The organism is Cohnella herbarum, assembly GCF_012849095.1.
In the GTDB taxonomy this organism is placed as follows: domain Bacteria; phylum Bacillota; class Bacilli; order Paenibacillales; family Paenibacillaceae; genus Cohnella; species Cohnella herbarum.
The window spans coordinates 5,823,209-5,839,562 of sequence record NZ_CP051680.1 but is presented as its reverse complement, the minus strand read 5'-3'; the positions used below and the strand labels follow the sequence as shown (position 1 = coordinate 5,839,562).

Here is a 16,354-nt window from a genome sequence, read left to right as displayed (position 1 = left end):
TCGTCGGAAACCGTCAATCCATTTTCATACCTTTACACTAGGCTCAATTTCTCCGGTTCAATGGAAGACCGCTTTTCTCTGCCGAACTGGCGATAATAAAACAACAGGATGACGAATTGCAACGCGGCTAGAACGAAAAACAAATTGCTGTACACGAACCCGTCGGCTGCCTTATTCGCGGGGTTCCATCGAACGGCCGAGCCCAGGTCCACGATTTTGCTGAATATTCCGGTGGCCATGCCTTGCGCGATGAAATTGAGCATAAAGAACAGTCCCATGCCTACGCCGACTTGTTCCTTCGGTAACGTTCGCGAGATGGAATTGGACAACGCGATCAGAATGAAAGATTGTCCAACGTTTCCGAAGATCAAGAATACGGCAATGAATAGCGGAGAGCTCCCCGTGAAGGTGGACAACAGCGCAAAACAAGCCAATAGCAAACCAGATGAAACATAGAACAAATACGGATTTCCTTTCGAGTCGGCCAGCTTGCCGCCCTTCCTCCCCAGAATGGCCGATGCTACCGCTGCGGGAACCATAGCAAAACCGATCCAACTAGAGGGCAAACGATGCACCTCCGACAGGAGCAACGGACTAAGGAAGTAAAGCGAAAGTCCCATCCCGTTTACGAGAAAAGTAATCGGCAGCACGAGCACGTACCCTTTGTTCTTGAAGAGCTTCGATTGAATAAACGGATCGGCAACGGAACGAATTCGCACGATGAACATCGCCAGTGCCGCCAAACCGCCGGCAACGAGCCACCAGGCTCCGCTTGTAATGCCCATTAACAACGCTCCCGCCGTACCCGCTAACAACCCTCCGCCGATCCAATCGAATTTTCCGACGCCCGATGGCTGTTCATCGCCCAAATATTTGCGGTAGAAGGGGATCGTGATCAAAATCAACAGCGGTACGGCGAACAACCAACGCCAGTGGGCAATGCTAACGATGAACACGGACAGGATAGGCCCAAGCGCGCTGCCGATCGCAAGTCCCATGGCCGTCATGCCCAATGCCGAGCCTCGGCGCTCCGGTGCAAAATAACGGACCGGAATCAGCATAGACATCGCCGGAATGGATGAGGCTCCTACGGATTGCAAACACCTTCCGGCAAGCACCAACCAGAAGGATTCGGAAACCAACCCGACTAGCATCCAAGCGCAAAAACCAACAGTCCGAACGTAAGCAGGTTCTTTAACTTGAATCTGTCGGCCAGCTTCCCGTAAGTCACCGTTCCAACGGCGTAGATCAAAGCTTAAGCGGAAGAAAACCAACTTGCCTGCGCAATGCTGAGATCGAACTCTTCGCTAATGTCGGGCAGTACGATATTGAACATTAGCGCGCTCATCATCGAGATCGTAAGCGTGAAGACGAGAATGCGCATGATTTTTTCTCCGGTTTGTTGCAGTGTCTTCGTATCCATCTTTCTCTATCTCCTTTAGCTTGCCGTGACTGTCAGTACTTACTGTCAATGCATTTATAAAAAAACTAGGGAGTAAAAGCCCTAGTGAATATACGGACGCTCTCTTCAATAAACGGTTCAAGCGAGATGCTTGGATAAAGAAACGCGGATTCGAGATCGTTAACGAAAGCCCCGAAATTCGCCATCATGAAAGTGAACGCCTGTAGCTCCGGCTTCGATACTTTCATTTTTCCTTTCTCGGCCATCGTTCTGAAATAGTCGGTCAGGAAGTCGAGCAGTTGCTTCGGATGCATCTGGGTTCGTTCCCGAAATCCGGGTAAATTGGACACTTCCTTCATACTGATCATAACCATTTTCCGATTACGGTTCATGATGCTATGGTACGTTCGGCTAATCAGAAGCAAATCCGTATGCAAATCCCATACGAGCTTCTCGCTAAACAGCTTCTTCATCTCTTCGGCATAATGATATCGGTCGAAAGCGGATTCCAGGAGATTCTGCTTACTGTTAAAACGGCGAAACAGCGTCTTCTCGCTTAAGCCGGCCAATGCGGCTATTTCCACGGTGGTTGCCCCGTTGTAGCCCTTCTCCGAGATAAGATCGATCGCCGCCAACATCAGCTTCTCGTCGTTGCTCAGTGCTTTTTCGATGCTCGCTCTCTCCTTTTTCGCCGATATGACTGTCAGTACTTACTGACTATACCGAAAATAATATTCCGATTTGTGGGAATTGTCAACCGGACCTAAGAATTCGGTTATTGATATATCTGTCCAACCCGAAAGAAACCGCGACTCCAATGCTATATCTGATTAGATCCGCTGCCAAGAATCCTTTTCCCAGAACTAAAGCGCCTAAGGTAGTCGCTCTGATCGCGTTGATCCATTCCGCTTGATACAGTTGACTGATTTCGATGGCGAAGCAGAACGTTAAAGCGATTCCGAATGCCCGGGAACAACTCTTCTGAGCGAATAGCATACGTACGCCGAAATAAATCATCCCAGCCCACAATACGTCGCCGGAATGTTCGGCAACAGGCTCAGGCAACGAATCTCCATACCTCCTGGAGACTATCCCTAAGAACATGACGATAATGGCAACAATCAAATAGGACATTCTAGCCCTCAATAGGATCAGCTCGCTTTTCGCATAAAAGGTCATACAACCAAGGCTACCATAGAATCGGCGCCCAGCCCAGTATGCAAAGAAAACACAAAAAAAGCCGAAATCCTTCCCGCCGGAAGCGATCAGCCTGATACGAATCTATTCGTCTCTTATCGTTCCGAATTCTACAGCCGACGATACGATGTAAGCTTCAGGGAAAGTTCGAACAGAAGCTCGTTTAGTTCCGCCCGCAGTCCCTTGAGTTCGGTCCAACATTGAGATTCAAGGACGTTCAGTTCGTCGCCCTGCACCCGACCGTATTTGATAGAAGATGCCACCCCATCGCAAACCAGCGGATTCCGTAGATCAACTTGAACATTTACTGTCGGCTTATCCAACAAATTCAGCATCTTACCCTCTCCTCTGCGGCTTTGATGATCTCATTGTACGAACCATACGTCAGCGGCGCATATCGGGTCGGTAAAGTAATTGTTAAATTTTATCAGAAGCCGTAGAAAAAACCGAGCATGCCGCAGAGAAGTTCCCCACGATGCTCGGTCGTTAATCATCTATCGGCTTTATTTAGTGCCCCATCATGGCTGCAGGATCCGGCTTATCAATACCGCTTCCGGTTCCTGCCGCGGTTGGCGTAACCTTCGGCTTACGAAGGAAAAATGCGAGCGCGAAGCCGACGAACGCCAAGCTCATGGACAACAGGAACGTATCGTCGAACGCGGATACCATCGCTTCCAGCGGGTTCTCGCCTTGCCCGAGCAGCTTCATATGATCTCCGGTCCGAGTCGTTAGGAATCCGGTCAGACCGGCTACCGCAAACGATGACACGACTTGTTGCGCCGCCGTCGTAAGCGGCGTGACTCGGCTCACGAGCTCGCGAGGGGCAGCGTTCAGAACGTGCGTATTCAGCGACATCATGGACAGACCCATTCCGGACCCTACCATGAAGAGAGGAATTAGAATTTGAATCAACGGAGTATCCAATTGTACGCCGGAGAGAAGATACAACGCGCAGGAGACCGACAGCAACCCCACGATCGCCAGAGGGCGCGCTCCGATCTTGTCGAACAACCTGCCGCCGATCGGCATGAAGATCATGGACCCGATCGCTTGGGGCAGCATGATCAACCCTGTCTCGAATGCCGAGTATTGCATCACGTTCTGAAGGTATACCGGCACGAGAATCATGGCCCCGAACAGGGCGATCTGAACCGTCCATGTGAGCAGGACTCCCCTGGTGAAGTCGGAAGAACGGAATACCCGCAGCTCCAGAAGCGGCTGCCGATGGCGAAGCTCCACTAACACGAATAACAGCAGCGCCAAACCGCCGACCGCCAGGGCAATGACCGTCTGGTCCGCGGACCAACTGTTGCGGCCTCCTTCGCTTACGCCGTAAGCGATGCTAGAGAAAGCGATCGGAGCGAGGATCATCCCGATCATATCCAGAGCAGGAGGTTTGCCTTGCGGAAACTTCGGCAAGTACTTCGCGCCCACGAACAAAGCGACGATCCCGATCGGTACGTTAATTAAGAAAATCCAGTGCCAGGTCGCATTCTCGATCAACCACCCCGACAGCACGGGTCCGAGCGCCGGCGCCATCAGCATCGGTATTCCCAGCATTCCCATTACGGATCCCCGTCGCTCAGGAGGCGCAAGACGGAAAATCATCGCGATCCCGATCGGCATGACCATGCCTCCGCCAAGGCCTTGGATAACGCGGAATATTATCAACTGGTCGATCGTCTGAGCCGCTGCGCACAGCGCCGAACCTAACGTAAACAAGGCGATCGTAATCATGAATATCCGCTTGGGGCCGAATTTATCGGTCATCCAGCCCGCTAACGGGATCACCGCGGATAATGCCAACGTGTATCCGGTGAAAGTCCATTGAATCGTATTGAGGCTGCTGCCGAACTCTTCTTCGAATTTAGATAAGGCAACGTTAACGACCGTGCTGTCGAGGATAACCATGATCATACCGACGATTACAGCCATGAGCGGCGCTATGATAGCCCTCATCGAAAACGGCTGCTCCGCTGAGGATGGGGGAGCGTTGTGCGCTGACATAAAATAAAACCTTCTCTCCATGATTTTCTCAAGCAAATGGTTTACAATTCTAAGCATAAGGAGTAGGATGAAATCGACCTCGTGACCAAGCGTTTCTACAGAAAACTCACCAGTCACTCGACCTCCCTCATTTTATCCAATTTCTCCGGAAAGTCAATTGCTTTTTTGAGGAGCGTACAAAATGAGCTTGTTACGACAGCGGATCATGGATTCGGCCATGCGTTTTTTCACCGAGAAAGGGTATTATGCAACGTCTATTCAGGACATCGCCAACGACTGCGCGATTGCCAAAGGCTCGTTATACAAAATTTTTCCTTCTAAGGACGATCTGCTCATCGAGGTTCTCGGAGAGAGGCTTCTGCTCTTGCGAGAGCAGACGGAGCGGATTATTAACGATACCCAATATTCGCCCAAGGACAGGTTCGTCAAAGAAACCTTGCTTCAACTGGAATTCATTGCGGAGTATAAGCTGAATTTCCGATCGGAACATGACTTGCCCACGCTAGAAAACGGAGGCAAATTAAACGCGTTCGCCGCCGGCCTTAAGACGAGGTTGACGAAATATTATGCGGATTGCATAGTTCGGGCATACGGCCCGGAAGCGGAACCTTATAAATGGGATTTCGTCGTCATTCTCGTGGGGACAATGAAACAGTATATGACTTTCGGATATTTCGTGAATAGCCACTTTGATTTGGACAAAATCTCGAATTATATCGCCGATAGAATGGACGAGGTTGCGGCAGGCGTCCTTGCGAAGAAGCCGGAGCCCTTATTCGACTCGTCCGCTATCGAACATTTCTTTGGAATCTCCGAAGATGAACCGGAGAGTTCCCCCGAGAAGTTAAGGATCGATCTTGTTCAGCATCTCGAAACCGCTATTCATGAGCTTCCCGTACCTATGACCCGCAAAGCCGAATTGCTTGATGCCGTCGGAATTATTAAGGAGCAATTCGCGTTAGAGGATTTCAAACCCGTGCTCGTTCGAGCTCTATTAGAATTTCTATCCAACCAGCATGAGCTGGCTTCGTATGTCGGGCAATTAGAGAGAGTATTGGCATGCGAGAAAAGGAAAGCGTGAATGAGTATACAATAAAAAAGAGCCTAGGGAGCCTATACATAGGCACCCCAGGTTCAATTAGTTCGCTACTTCGTGCTACGTTTTATCGGAAACCGTATTTTTGGACGCTCTCGGCCACAAGGTATAGCTGAAGCTATAAACGAAATCAATAGCAAGCACGATCGACCATGTTCGAATCACTTGAACGAACACTTCGGTCCGACTTTCCGCGTTTACCATTAAGATCATGCCGTAAAGGATACCGCATCCAATAATCCAAGCAATCGCATGCTTATACCAACCTCGCCGTTCGTTCCTCGCATGCTCTTTGCCGATTTTGATTTTCTTCTGCGGCGCGGGACCTCCGGCGAATCTATGCGCGAACCGAACGTCCGCCCAATTGATCATGGCATGGCCGTAAGCGATCGACGCTCCGATGTAGATAGCCGCCAGACCATGCGCGGTGCTGGCTACCGCGCCCCCTCGCAAGTCGATTACGGTCAAGACGAGCAGGATTAAATCGATTACGGGCGTACAGTAGAGCAGAACGGCCCCGGTCTTCTTCCTCCGAAAGATATAACGGGAGATGAGTCCCGCCAGAACGAATATCCAGAATGCGATTTCGCAGCCGATAATGAATGCGACTATGCTCTTCACTTCCTTTTTTTAATACGACTGTATGATAAAGTTCGGATTTATTATAACACGATTGTATTAAAAAACAATCCTGCTATACTATAAATATGCCGAAAATCGTAGATCACAACGAACGTAAAGAGAAAATCGCCGAAGCCGCATGGCGGGTCATCCGCCGGGATGGGCTCGATAGCGCGTCCGTCCGTCGCGTGGCGGAAGAGATGGGAATATCCCTCGGAGCGCTGCGGCATTATTTCGAATCTCAGGATGAGCTGCTCGCTTACTCGATGCGGTTGATTTCAAGCCGAGCTCATGCACGAATAGAGAAGCTCCCCTTCAATGGGGAGCCGCGTCATGATATGATGCTCGTCATCGCGGAACTCCTGCCGCTTGACGAGGTGCGTATAGCGGAAGCGGAAGTATGGCTGGCCTTTGCAGGGAAGGCGATATCCCATCCCGCCATTCGCGAATTAAGTCGGGAAGTACATCAGGAGTTATATACCGGATTTCGCCGAACGATCGACCATCTCGTCAAGCATAAGCTGACCAAGGCAGACATTGACGCGGAGCTCGAAACGAGAAGGCTCCATGCGCTCATCGACGGACTAGTCGTTCATCACGCGACCTACCCGGAATTATCGAACAGAGAGGATATGCTGCGCACGATCTCTTATCACATAGACTGCCTCTTGCAAGCATAAAGCCGAAAGCCCAAAACAATTAGGGCTTTCGGCTTTTACGCTTTCTATCGGTTTACTTAGCTAAGATCGGGAGGGAACCTGATCTTCGTCGCTTGCTCGAAGCCGTATGCGAGCTTAATCAAGGTCGGCTCGCTGAATGCCGTGCCCGAGAAAGTAACGCCATGCGGCCCGTTCGTGATGTAACCGCCGGGAGCGACGACACCCGTAGCTGCATATCCCGCAGGAACCGTAATGAGCGGATACCCGGCTTTGGCAGCAACGTCCGTTCCATGATTGCCCGCGAACAACAACGCATCTAGACCGTGCTGTTCAATCACGTAATCGATTCCTCTGTTTCGAGCTCGCCCGCGGCTCTTGTCTAATTGCTCCGCATAGACTTCGTCCGTGATGCTATCGCTCGTTTTCTCCAACTGCTCGAGAGTTCCTTTACCGTACTTCAGCGCACGATCCGAATGGAGCTCGTTATACTGAATCACTTCCCGCAAGTTATGAACAGGCATCGTCGCATCCAAGCCGGATAAGTAATCATTAAGAACTCTCTTAAACTCGTATTGCAGTATATTCGAGCTAGCATCCTCGTCCTCGCAAGGAAGCTTTACCGGATCGATGATCGTGGCTCCCCGATCTCTCAACACCGCGATCGCAGCTTCCATAATCGCTAGCCCCGCTTCGTCCAAATCCCGATAATACCCTCGCGGAATTCCGATTCTAGCATCCTTAAGACCATCTGTAATCAAAAAGGACGTATAGTCTTGAAAATACCGATCTCGACTCGCTTCCGTCGCAGAATCGCTCGCGTCCACTCCGGTCATGGCTCCCAAAATGATCGCCGCATCGGACACCGTTCTAGCCATCGGCCCCGCGGTATCTTGACTGACGCTAGCCGGAATGATCCCCGACCGGCTAACAAGCCCCACCGTAGGCTTGATCCCTACGATGCAATTCTGGCTGGACGGACTAATGATCGAGCCCGATGTTTCCGTACCTATCGCCCCGGCAACCAAGTTCGCGGCTACGGCGGAAGCCGAGCCCGAGCTCGAGCCTCCGACGAACAATTTTCCCGGTCCGTAGGGGTTAAGAGTTAGTCCTCCGCGTGAGCTGTACCCCGCCCACATGGTCGGGGACATGAAATTCGCCCACTCCGTCATATTCGTTTTCCCTAACAGCACAGCGCCAGCCTTACGAAGCTTAGAGGCTAAGAAAGAATCCTCGGGCGGCGTCCAGTCCGCTAAAGCAATAGAGCCGGCGCTTGTGTGCGTTCTGTCATGAGTCCCAATGTTATCCTTCAGCAGCAGCGGAATGCCGTGCAATCGGCCTCTCGATCCGCGTTCATTCCGTTCGTAGTCCAAGGCACGGGCAATCGCAACGGCATCCGGATTGATCTCCAGAACCGACTTTAACTCCTTATCGTACTGCTCGATGCGGGCCAAATAGATTAGAACCAATTGCTCCGAAGTCGTTTCGCCGCACTCCATTGCCTTTTGCATGCTCATAATATCCGCTTCTATGATCCATTGTTCGATTTTTTTGTTCAACTTGGGAGCCTCCCTCGTCTTTCTCATATATCAAATCGCATGTATTACAAAAGCCGAAAGCCCTCAATTGAAGGGCTTCCGGCCTTGGAACTACAAGTCAGACAAATTAATCTGCAATAGCTGTCACACTAGCGGAGGTGGCGAAGCTAACGGAACAGGATTCGAAGGGGCTGAGAGCGTACTATTCATCGCGTTTTTACCTACCGATAGGACGAATACCCGATAGGATTTACCATTCTGGATGTCCGCCCCTCTCACATCCTTCATTGCAGAAGATAACGGCAGGTTAAAGTCCGTTCCTGTTGGCATTGCCGTGTAAAGACCAGCAACTACGCCTGTCGCCCAACTTAAATTGAAGCTACGCGCATCGTTTTCTTCAACAACGAAAATCCGATAACTGTCAATTCCGCTTTCGTCACCAGCTTTCGTATACGAAACTTGTAAATCCGATGCTGTATTCGTATCACCTACGTCAAACAATCCAAGACTCGTTACCGGTGGTACCGGCAAAATAGGACTAGTCAACGTAATGGCGGGAGACGCCAAGGACAACACGTTAGTGCCCGCATATGCTCCTCCGCCGACAGACAATACGAAAACCCGATAAGGGGTATTATTCTGAACTTGCATCCCGTCCACGTCGAGTGTAGATGAAGTCAAAGGCATATTAATGTTACTGTTGCGAGGAATAACAGAAGTGTAATTCCCATTAGCAATGGCTTTCGTCAAATCGAAGGTTCCTGCGGTAATATCCTTGACGACGAAAATCCGATATTGGCTAATGTTGCTCTCCACCGCGGCTTTATTGAAACTTACGAACATATCCGACCCATTGTTATTATCGCTAACGTCGCTAGCAGTAACATTCGATACCGCAGTCACCGTACCTGTATTCGTGAGTCTTACTACCGGAGACGGTGCGGACAGTACGTTCGTTCCGTAGGAAACGCCGTAACCGACGGACAAGACGAAGATTCGATAGTCGACGCCATTTACGATCGGTTGCCCATAGATGTCCCGCACTCCTGCCGGAAGCGTAGTGTCGATATCCGCTGCCTTTTTAGGGATGTTCGAATAATTTCTCGAATCTGAGATGGAGTTCGCTGTATTCAAATTAAAGTTGTTAACATGTTCGTTCCGAACAACAAATACCCGATAGTGATCAATATTGCTCTCATTAGAAGCTTTGGTGAAGGTTACTCTTAAATCGCGGCTGTCGTTATAATCGGTTGCATCGTAGGCGTAAAGATTCGTAACCGCAGTCACAACGCCGGTATTAGCTAGCGTAATCGCAGGCGATGCGCTAGATAAAGCATTCGTTCCATAGGAGGTTCCCGCGCCGACCGACAGAACGAAGATCCGGTAGCTCACCCCGGCTTGGATGAGGACCCCGCTTGTGTCGCGCGAAGCGGCAGTCAGCTCTAGGCTAATATCTACACCGGTTTTATTTACTACCGTGTAGTTATTCATCGCAACCGCCGTTGCCAGCGTAAAGTTGCTTGCATTACCCTCTCTAACTACAAAAACCCGATACTGACCAATCTTCGTCTCGTTATACGCCTTCGTGAAAGTCACCCGAAGATCCTGGCCGCTGTTCGTATCCGCGACATCTCTTCCGTACACGTTCGTAACGGCCATCACGCCATTGTCGACCAGGCTGATGCTCCTAGATGGGCTAGAGAGCGTGTTCGGATAGTACGAGCTATTCGAAGATACACCCATAACGAAGACGCGGTATGCAACGCCGCTCTCAATGTATCGTCCTTTAGTGTCTCTCAAGCTCGACGGCAGCGTTACGCTATAATTGCTGTTGCCCGTCCGATATTGATCGGAGTAGCTTGCGGACGATACTTTATTCGCTTCCGTAAGATTAAAGCTGCTATAGTCGGATTCTCTTACGACGAAGATACGGTAAGCGGAGATTCTCGACTCGTCCGCCGCTTTGTTAAAGCTGACTTTAAGGTCGCGGGCATCTCCGTAGTTATCTACGTCCTCTACGTTCGTAATCGTAGCAACCTGAGCGGATGCTCCCAACGTAACCGAAGCCGAGCCTGCGGAAAGACCATGTTTCGTCGTTCCCGTATTGCTGCTAACCGATAGAACGAATGCCGTATAAGCTACGCCATTGCGAAGCGTGTCACCCGACGTATCGCGGGAAGACGAATTAAACGTATAGGTCAACGTATTCGCGTTGGTCTTGGATACGGTGCTGTAGTAAGAGCTGGACATTCCGTTAGCCGTCGTCAAATTAAAAGAGGAGGCTTGGGAGCTCTTCACGATCATAACCCGGTAACCGGTAATGTTGCTCTCGTTAGAAGCTTTCGTGAAGCTAACCTGCAGATCCCGGCCATCGCCGAAATCGCCGACATCGTCGATTTTTACGTTGGTTACCGCACTAACCGAAGGACTGGCGCTCAGGCTAATCGAGACGGAAGAGCTCGATAACGCATAGGTATCTTGGCCTGCGGTCAGGACGAATACTTTGTAAGCTTGATTCGTCCGGAGCAACGCGCCGTCCACGTCTCTGCTCTGCTCGGTCAAGGAAATTTTCGAATACGCGTTGCTCTTCGACACGAACGCATAATTCAGCGAACTGACGGTTTGCGCTTTCGCCAAATTAAAGGCCGAAGCGTTCTCCGCTTTGACGACCAATATCCGGTAACTGTCTACGTTTGATTGATCGGACGGCGGAGTAAAGTTAACTTGCAAATCGCGTCCGTCTCCGTATTGGGGAACCGTCGATACGGCTACCGAAGATACGGCTCCGACTTGCTTCACCGCTTTCGTGGTGATGATTACGCTTTGCGTCGATTTGTCCCATAACACATCGTCCCCTAACGCTTCGCTGACGAAACGAACGGGCACCATCGTTCTGCCGCCTATGGCTCTAGCCGGAGCATCGAGAGTTACGGTTTGATTGTTGATCGTTGCCGTGCTAGCGCCGATTCTGAGCACGATAGTCGTGTCGCGCTTCGTCGCGGTAACCGTTTGCGCTTTCTGATTCCATTGCACTCTAGCGTTAAGCGCCTCGAAAATTCCGCGAAGCGGAACGAAAGTATAACCCGCAATGGCTACGGGGGCTTGATCGGTAGACAGCACTTGCCCATCAATGACGATCTTTATTGCTGAAGCCGCCTTTGCTTCAGGAAGATGGATAACCGAAAATAACATTACAATTGCAGCTAACGTGGATATAAACTTACGCATACGATTGTCTCCCTCCCTATTCCGATATCCCAATGCATGGAATTATCGGATCCTGTTAATAAGACGCAGGGAAGAGGGGAAATGTTTCTCCTTATCGGAGGCAAACTCTAAATATATCTAAGTTCCGTTTGCTTTGCCTATCGTACCCCACATTGGCTTCCGTTTCATGTTCTCGCGAGGCCTAAGAAGTTTTCGGACTGGCGCATACTCTTGCAATCACACGCCCCATACTACAGGGAAAATTAACTTATAACGGATCGGAGGAAATCATATGGCCGAGAGAACGCTGATGGCCTATTTCAAGACGCCCTGGGAGGCAGAACGGGCGGTGGAACGACTGCGGTCGCTTCGTCTCGCCGAGCATGCGATCGACCGTTTTGACGGATACCCCGGCGAAGGAGTCCAACATCGGGACAAAATCGAATACCCGCTGTCCGCGGATTTTCCGGGACTCGGTTACTTGACGCTCGGCGGAAATTTCAATCCCGATTCCGGAGTCCTGGCCGCCGCAAGCGTGAGCGCAAGCGGGTATAGCTCGGGAGGATCGGACAACCGGATGACAGGCCGGGACATTCTGTTGACTGCGATCGTCGATGAGGGAGACTACGACCAAGCTCTTCGAATCGTTCAAGACGCAGGGGCTTTGTAGAGAGCTGGCATCGGCGATCTGGCAGGGGGCTCCTCCGTCTAAATATAAGAGCCCCTTTGCTTATTCTTTTATTGCGGGGACGGCCCCGTTCGCGTTCTGACGGTACTCCGAAGGGGTGTTTCCGTTTTTTTTCCGGAAGATTTGGGAGAAATGGCGAACGTCCGGATAACCGACGCGTTCGGAGATATCCGAGATTTTCAGCTCGGAATCCCGGAGCAACTCCATCGCCCGATCGAGCCGGAGATGAGTGACGTAATCTTTGAATCCTTGACCGGTCTTCTGTTTGAATAACTGGCTGAAGTAGACTGGGTTTAAGTAAACGATTGAAGCCACTCTCTCCAAGCCCAGTTCAGTAGCATAGTGCGTCTTGATATACTGCAACGCGACTTCGATCGCCTGGTCCCCGCCGCTGGCATAATGATCGTACACTTGGCTGGCAGCGGCTTTCCGCATACTCTGAACCTCCACCGGCACCTTGGAAATATCTCTGATGAGTTCCGTAGCCAGAACCTGAAACGGAACTTTGACGTATCGTTTCAGATGAGCGCGCAGTTGCTCCATGAGCCCGTTTAGTCCGTTCTCCTCATTAAGCGTAACTAATCCGAGCAAGCTATTCGCGTCTATGCTAGCGACGTAACCTTTCCCGACCGAATCGATCAATTCGCCAAGCACGTTCTCTACGATAAAATGCTCCAGCTTGACGTCGCGATCGCTCTCCATGCGAACCATTAGAATGTGGAAATACGGATGGTTTTCCGTGAAAGACTTCATGTCGATGCTTCCCAAATCAAGGCCGGATGCCCAACGGGAGAACACGGCTTCGCGGAGAAACCGCAAGTTATCCTTTAAGAGGTGCGTTTCCTTGGACCATTCGTTCTCTTTGGAAATTTCCAAGCCTATTTTTCCGATCTTGTCGATTAGAATGTCTTTGCCGATCGGTTTTAACAAGTAGTCCTTGGCTCCCAAGCGTACCGCTTCTTGAGCGTATGCGAATTCGGAATACGCGGAGATCACGACCCACTTCACGTGGGCATGGCTATTGCGCGATATTTCCATCAATTCGAGGCCGGTCATCCCGGGCATAAGCACGTCCGTGAGAACAAGGTCGATAGATTCGTGCTTAAGGAGGCGAATGGCTTCCTCCGGATTGGCCGCAAGGAAGACGCGATATTCCGGAAAATGATTTCTTATCGTCCGTTCAATACCGCTTCGAATAACGCTTTCGTCATCAACGACAAGAATATTCATGTTACTACCCCCTTACGGGTGGGATCGGGATCGTAACGACAACGGTTGTTCCGAGGTTCTTGCGGCTTTCGATCCGGACGCCGAAGCCTTCGCCGAACATCAGGCGAATGCGTTGATGCACGTTCTGCAGACCGATCCCTCTTCTACCGGCCGTTTCGTTCGCATGGCTTTGTTCATAATCCGCGGAGAAGGATTCGTTGAGAGAGCCCGAGAGTCTGAGAAGGGTTTCCTCATCTATTCCGATGCCATTGTCTTCAACGATGATTTCCAATCTTCCTTCGACTTCATTAGAAGAGATACGCAGCAGCCCTGCACGGTTCATTGGCTCGATTCCGTATTTAACGGCGTTCTCGATAATCGGCTGCAAGGTCATCTTAGGCACTTCGATGTTCAACCACCGCTCTTCGACTTCGAACCGGGTCTGAATCCGTCCTTCGAGCCGAGTTTCGATAATGGTCAAATAATGGCGCAACTGTTCGAACTCTCGACGGAGCGTTGCTCGCGAAGCTTCTTCCCAATCGCTGCTATAGCGGAAGATCTGAGATAAGGACAGAATCACTTTACCGAGCCGATCGTTCTCCCGTTCTTCGAGCATCCAGTAAATCATATCCAACGTATTGAACAAAAAATGCGGGTTTACCTGCGATTGCAGCGCTTGAAGCTGCGCGTTCTTCTCGCTTATGGAAGCGAGCTTAATCCGTTCTATTAATTCGTCCATTTGGTTAACCATACGATTAAAGGAACCTACGAGCACGTTAAGTTCCTGATAAGATTGCACATGAACTTGGCTCTTGAAGTTCCCGAGCTCCACTTGCTTCATCTGCTGGATCAGCCGCTTAAACGGCGAAGAGAAGGAACGGGACACGAATGTCGCCAGCACCGTAGCCACGAAGACGAGCACGATAATAACGGTCAGAAGAAACCTTTGCGTCTCCCTAAGCTCAAGCTGCAGATCCCGTTTCGGCGTAATCCCGATAACCGTCCAATCGGCCATGCGGATCCGTGCCGCGGTGATCATCGAATTTTCCCGTTCGGTATGAATCAATTCATCGTTCTTCAGAGGCCCCGGCCAACCATAGGGGATAATATCCGTTTCATTCTCCGCCGGCCTTGTGCGGATGATCTCCTTGCCTTCGGGGCCTTGAATAATAACCGTGCTTCCCGGGCCGAGACTCGCGTTCGTAAGCGCGGACACGATGGCGTCGGCTTCCGTCTCGATCAGGACGATGCCGATCGGCTTTAATTCGCTAAGCTCGAACAATTGCCGTCCATATGCAAAAACGGACCGGTCGATCCCCCCGCTCATGAGCGATTGGGGGTACACGCCGAGCCAGACCATTTTACCGTTCGATTGTTGCAATTGAGTGTACCATTCCTTCTCGGTATGATCGCGAACGCCAGCGCCCACCGAACGGTCGAAGCTGAATACTTTGCCTTGATTGGTCACGATGTGAATCCCGATGATATCGTTACGGGAATAGAATATAGCACCGAGAATGTCGGTAATTCGCCGTTCCAGGCCTACTCCTTCGGCGGATTGACCGGAAGAAGGATCCTGAAGCAGCCTCATCAATTCATTGTTGCTATTCAACGATTTCGTGACGCTGTCATAGCCCTTAAGCATAAGGTCAAATAGGCCAGACGTTTGCGAGATGTTTTTCTCGGCAATAACGCTCACCTTTTCTCGTATGAGATCGGTTGCCCGTTGGTAATAAACCAAACTGACGCTGAGCAGCAACCCTAACATACAGAACAAGAAAATCAAAAATAGACGGCCGCGAATCGATCGGAGACTCTTCATGAATCCCATATTACCCTTTTATGGCACCTGCTACCATGCCTTTTGTAATTTTCTCGGCCAATAGGAAATAGATAATGACGACCGGCAGAGCACCGAGCACCAGGAAAGCGCCGATCGCGCCGTAGTTAACCGAATATTGGCTGACGAAGCTGTACACGCCGAACGGCAATGTCTTCAATTTTTCGGAGGAGATGAAGGTCGCCGCCAAAATATACTCGTTCCAGATGTTGATAAAAGCAAGGATAAGCACCGTCATGATCGGCGGGATGGATATCGGAAGTACGATGGAACCGAAAATTCGGAATACGCCCGCCCCGTCTACGATGGCCGATTCTTCAATCTCTTGCGGGACCGTCCTCATGAATCCGCTCAGAATGAATACGGCAATCGGCGTCTGGAAGGCGACATAAGGCAAGATCAGCGATAAATGCGTGTTCAGAATATCGATATTTTTGAAAATAAGCATGAGCGGAAGCAGCGTGGCTTGCAAAGGAATCATCATGCCGAGCAAGAACAACACAAGTACGAATTGGCCGTATTTCCAGCGAAACCTCGAAATCGCGAAAGCGGCCAACGACGCTAGAAAAATAACGGACACCATCGTAATCGAGGTGACAAAAGCGCTGTTGGATAGGTATTTCCAGTAATTCCCGCCCTCAACGGCAGCCTTATAGTTACTCCATTGCCAGATCTCGGGTAGAGCAAAGAAGTTGCCTGAGAGGATCTCTTCATTCGTCTTCAGTGAATAAATGAGCAGCCAGAGGAGCGGATAAAGCTGCGTAACGAGCAGTAGGCCGAAGAAGGCGAATACGATGATCTTGCCGATCGTGAAACGGCGGCGGCTCCGGGCATGGACGGTAGGTTTGACGGTGGTCAGGCTTGCGGTTTGGCTCATGCGAAGCGCCTCCTTT

The 16,354-nt window shown here is 50.7% G+C and carries 13 protein-coding genes and 1 pseudogene; 3 read left to right on the top strand and 11 right to left on the bottom strand.

The window, feature by feature from the left end; genetic code table 11:
* Positions 1 to 32: 32 nt before the first annotated feature.
* The 5 genes and pseudogenes from HH215_RS24895 to HH215_RS24875 all read right to left on the bottom strand — a co-directional run bounded on the left by HH215_RS24895 (position 33) and on the right by HH215_RS24875 (position 4,558).
* A pseudogene (locus HH215_RS24895) lies at positions 33 to 1,423 on the bottom strand (MFS transporter).
* A gap of 65 nt (positions 1,424 to 1,488) precedes the next feature.
* On the bottom strand, positions 1,489 to 2,040 hold the full coding sequence (locus tag HH215_RS24890; protein ID WP_169282345.1) for a TetR/AcrR family transcriptional regulator: 552 nt from the start codon (positions 2,038 to 2,040) through the stop codon (positions 1,489 to 1,491).
* A 115-nt stretch (positions 2,041 to 2,155) separates the two neighbouring features.
* Positions 2,156 to 2,536 (bottom strand): ribosomal maturation YjgA family protein, encoded by a 381-nt coding sequence (locus HH215_RS24885; protein WP_254450218.1) that lies wholly within the window; start codon positions 2,534 to 2,536, stop codon positions 2,156 to 2,158.
* Positions 2,537 to 2,709: 173 nt separating this feature from the next.
* Entirely contained in the window at positions 2,710 to 2,934 is a 225-nt protein-coding gene (locus HH215_RS24880; RefSeq protein ID WP_169282343.1) for a hypothetical protein, read from the bottom strand.
* Positions 2,935 to 3,106: 172 nt separating this feature from the next.
* The gene (locus HH215_RS24875) at positions 3,107 to 4,558 is read right to left on the bottom strand and encodes a DHA2 family efflux MFS transporter permease subunit (protein ID WP_254450217.1); all 1,452 of its coding nucleotides are present in this window, start codon (positions 4,556 to 4,558) and stop codon (positions 3,107 to 3,109) included.
* 229 nt (positions 4,559 to 4,787) lie between these two features.
* On the opposite strand from HH215_RS24875, the gene HH215_RS24870 reads away from it, so the two are divergent.
* Positions 4,788 to 5,687, top strand: a complete 900-nt coding sequence (locus HH215_RS24870) for a TetR/AcrR family transcriptional regulator (RefSeq protein ID WP_169282341.1) — start codon at positions 4,788 to 4,790, stop codon at positions 5,685 to 5,687.
* Between the two features lie 75 nt (positions 5,688 to 5,762).
* Here the strand turns inward: HH215_RS24870 and HH215_RS24865 are convergent, their stop codons facing one another.
* Positions 5,763 to 6,323 (bottom strand): hypothetical protein, encoded by a 561-nt coding sequence (locus tag HH215_RS24865; protein WP_254450216.1) that lies wholly within the window; start codon positions 6,321 to 6,323, stop codon positions 5,763 to 5,765.
* Between the two features lie 86 nt (positions 6,324 to 6,409).
* Between HH215_RS24865 and HH215_RS24860 the strand changes: the two genes are divergently transcribed.
* The gene (locus tag HH215_RS24860) at positions 6,410 to 7,003 is read left to right on the top strand and encodes a TetR/AcrR family transcriptional regulator (RefSeq protein ID WP_169282340.1); all 594 of its coding nucleotides are present in this window, start codon (positions 6,410 to 6,412) and stop codon (positions 7,001 to 7,003) included.
* A gap of 56 nt (positions 7,004 to 7,059) precedes the next feature.
* On the opposite strand, the gene HH215_RS24855 is transcribed toward HH215_RS24860, so the two are convergent.
* Both HH215_RS24855 and HH215_RS24850 read right to left on the bottom strand, forming a co-directional pair.
* On the bottom strand, positions 7,060 to 8,565 hold the full coding sequence (locus HH215_RS24855; protein WP_169282339.1) for an amidase family protein: 1,506 nt from the start codon (positions 8,563 to 8,565) through the stop codon (positions 7,060 to 7,062).
* A gap of 96 nt (positions 8,566 to 8,661) precedes the next feature.
* On the bottom strand, positions 8,662 to 11,745 hold the full coding sequence (locus HH215_RS24850) for a copper amine oxidase N-terminal domain-containing protein (protein WP_169282338.1): 3,084 nt from the start codon (positions 11,743 to 11,745) through the stop codon (positions 8,662 to 8,664).
* Positions 11,746 to 12,016: 271 nt separating this feature from the next.
* Between HH215_RS24850 and HH215_RS24845 the strand changes: the two genes are divergently transcribed.
* A complete protein-coding gene (locus HH215_RS24845) occupies positions 12,017 to 12,394 on the top strand; it encodes a hypothetical protein (RefSeq protein ID WP_169282337.1) in 378 nt (125 codons plus the stop codon).
* 60 nt (positions 12,395 to 12,454) lie between these two features.
* Here HH215_RS24845 and HH215_RS24840 read toward each other — a convergent pair whose 3' ends face one another.
* The 3 genes from HH215_RS24840 to HH215_RS24830 are packed head-to-tail and all read right to left on the bottom strand — an operon-like array spanning position 12,455 to position 16,338.
* Positions 12,455 to 13,642 (bottom strand): response regulator, encoded by a 1,188-nt coding sequence (locus HH215_RS24840; RefSeq protein WP_169282336.1) that lies wholly within the window; start codon positions 13,640 to 13,642, stop codon positions 12,455 to 12,457.
* Between the two features lie 4 nt (positions 13,643 to 13,646).
* Positions 13,647 to 15,443, bottom strand: a complete 1,797-nt coding sequence (locus HH215_RS24835; protein WP_169282335.1) for a sensor histidine kinase — start codon at positions 15,441 to 15,443, stop codon at positions 13,647 to 13,649.
* A 10-nt stretch (positions 15,444 to 15,453) separates the two neighbouring features.
* The gene (locus HH215_RS24830) at positions 15,454 to 16,338 is read right to left on the bottom strand and encodes a carbohydrate ABC transporter permease (RefSeq protein ID WP_169282334.1); all 885 of its coding nucleotides are present in this window, start codon (positions 16,336 to 16,338) and stop codon (positions 15,454 to 15,456) included.
* Positions 16,339 to 16,354: the final 16 nt, after the last annotated feature.

Bases quoted from the DNA above. Each gene is read 5' to 3' on its own strand.
- HH215_RS24885 (WP_254450218.1), bottom strand. From the start codon at position 2,536: ATGTCCTATTTGATTGTTGCCATTATCGTCATGTTCTTAGGGATAGTC.
- HH215_RS24880 (WP_169282343.1), bottom strand. From the start codon at position 2,934: ATGCTGAATTTGTTGGATAAGCCGACAGTAAATGTTCAAGTTGATCTA.
- HH215_RS24840 (WP_169282336.1), bottom strand. From the start codon at position 13,642: ATGAATATTCTTGTCGTTGATGACGAAAGCGTTATTCGAAGCGGTATT.
- HH215_RS24860 (WP_169282340.1), top strand. From the start codon at position 6,410: ATGCCGAAAATCGTAGATCACAACGAACGTAAAGAGAAAATCGCCGAA.
- HH215_RS24850 (WP_169282338.1), bottom strand. From the start codon at position 11,745: ATGCGTAAGTTTATATCCACGTTAGCTGCAATTGTAATGTTATTTTCG.
- HH215_RS24835 (WP_169282335.1), bottom strand. From the start codon at position 15,443: ATGAAGAGTCTCCGATCGATTCGCGGCCGTCTATTTTTGATTTTCTTG.
- HH215_RS24875 (WP_254450217.1), bottom strand. From the start codon at position 4,558: ATGAGGGCTATCATAGCGCCGCTCATGGCTGTAATCGTCGGTATGATC.
- HH215_RS24830 (WP_169282334.1), bottom strand. From the start codon at position 16,338: ATGAGCCAAACCGCAAGCCTGACCACCGTCAAACCTACCGTCCATGCC.
- HH215_RS24855 (WP_169282339.1), bottom strand. From the start codon at position 8,565: ATGAGAAAGACGAGGGAGGCTCCCAAGTTGAACAAAAAAATCGAACAA.
- HH215_RS24870 (WP_169282341.1), top strand. From the start codon at position 4,788: ATGAGCTTGTTACGACAGCGGATCATGGATTCGGCCATGCGTTTTTTC.
- HH215_RS24845 (WP_169282337.1), top strand. From the start codon at position 12,017: ATGGCCGAGAGAACGCTGATGGCCTATTTCAAGACGCCCTGGGAGGCA.
- HH215_RS24890 (WP_169282345.1), bottom strand. From the start codon at position 2,040: ATGTTGGCGGCGATCGATCTTATCTCGGAGAAGGGCTACAACGGGGCA.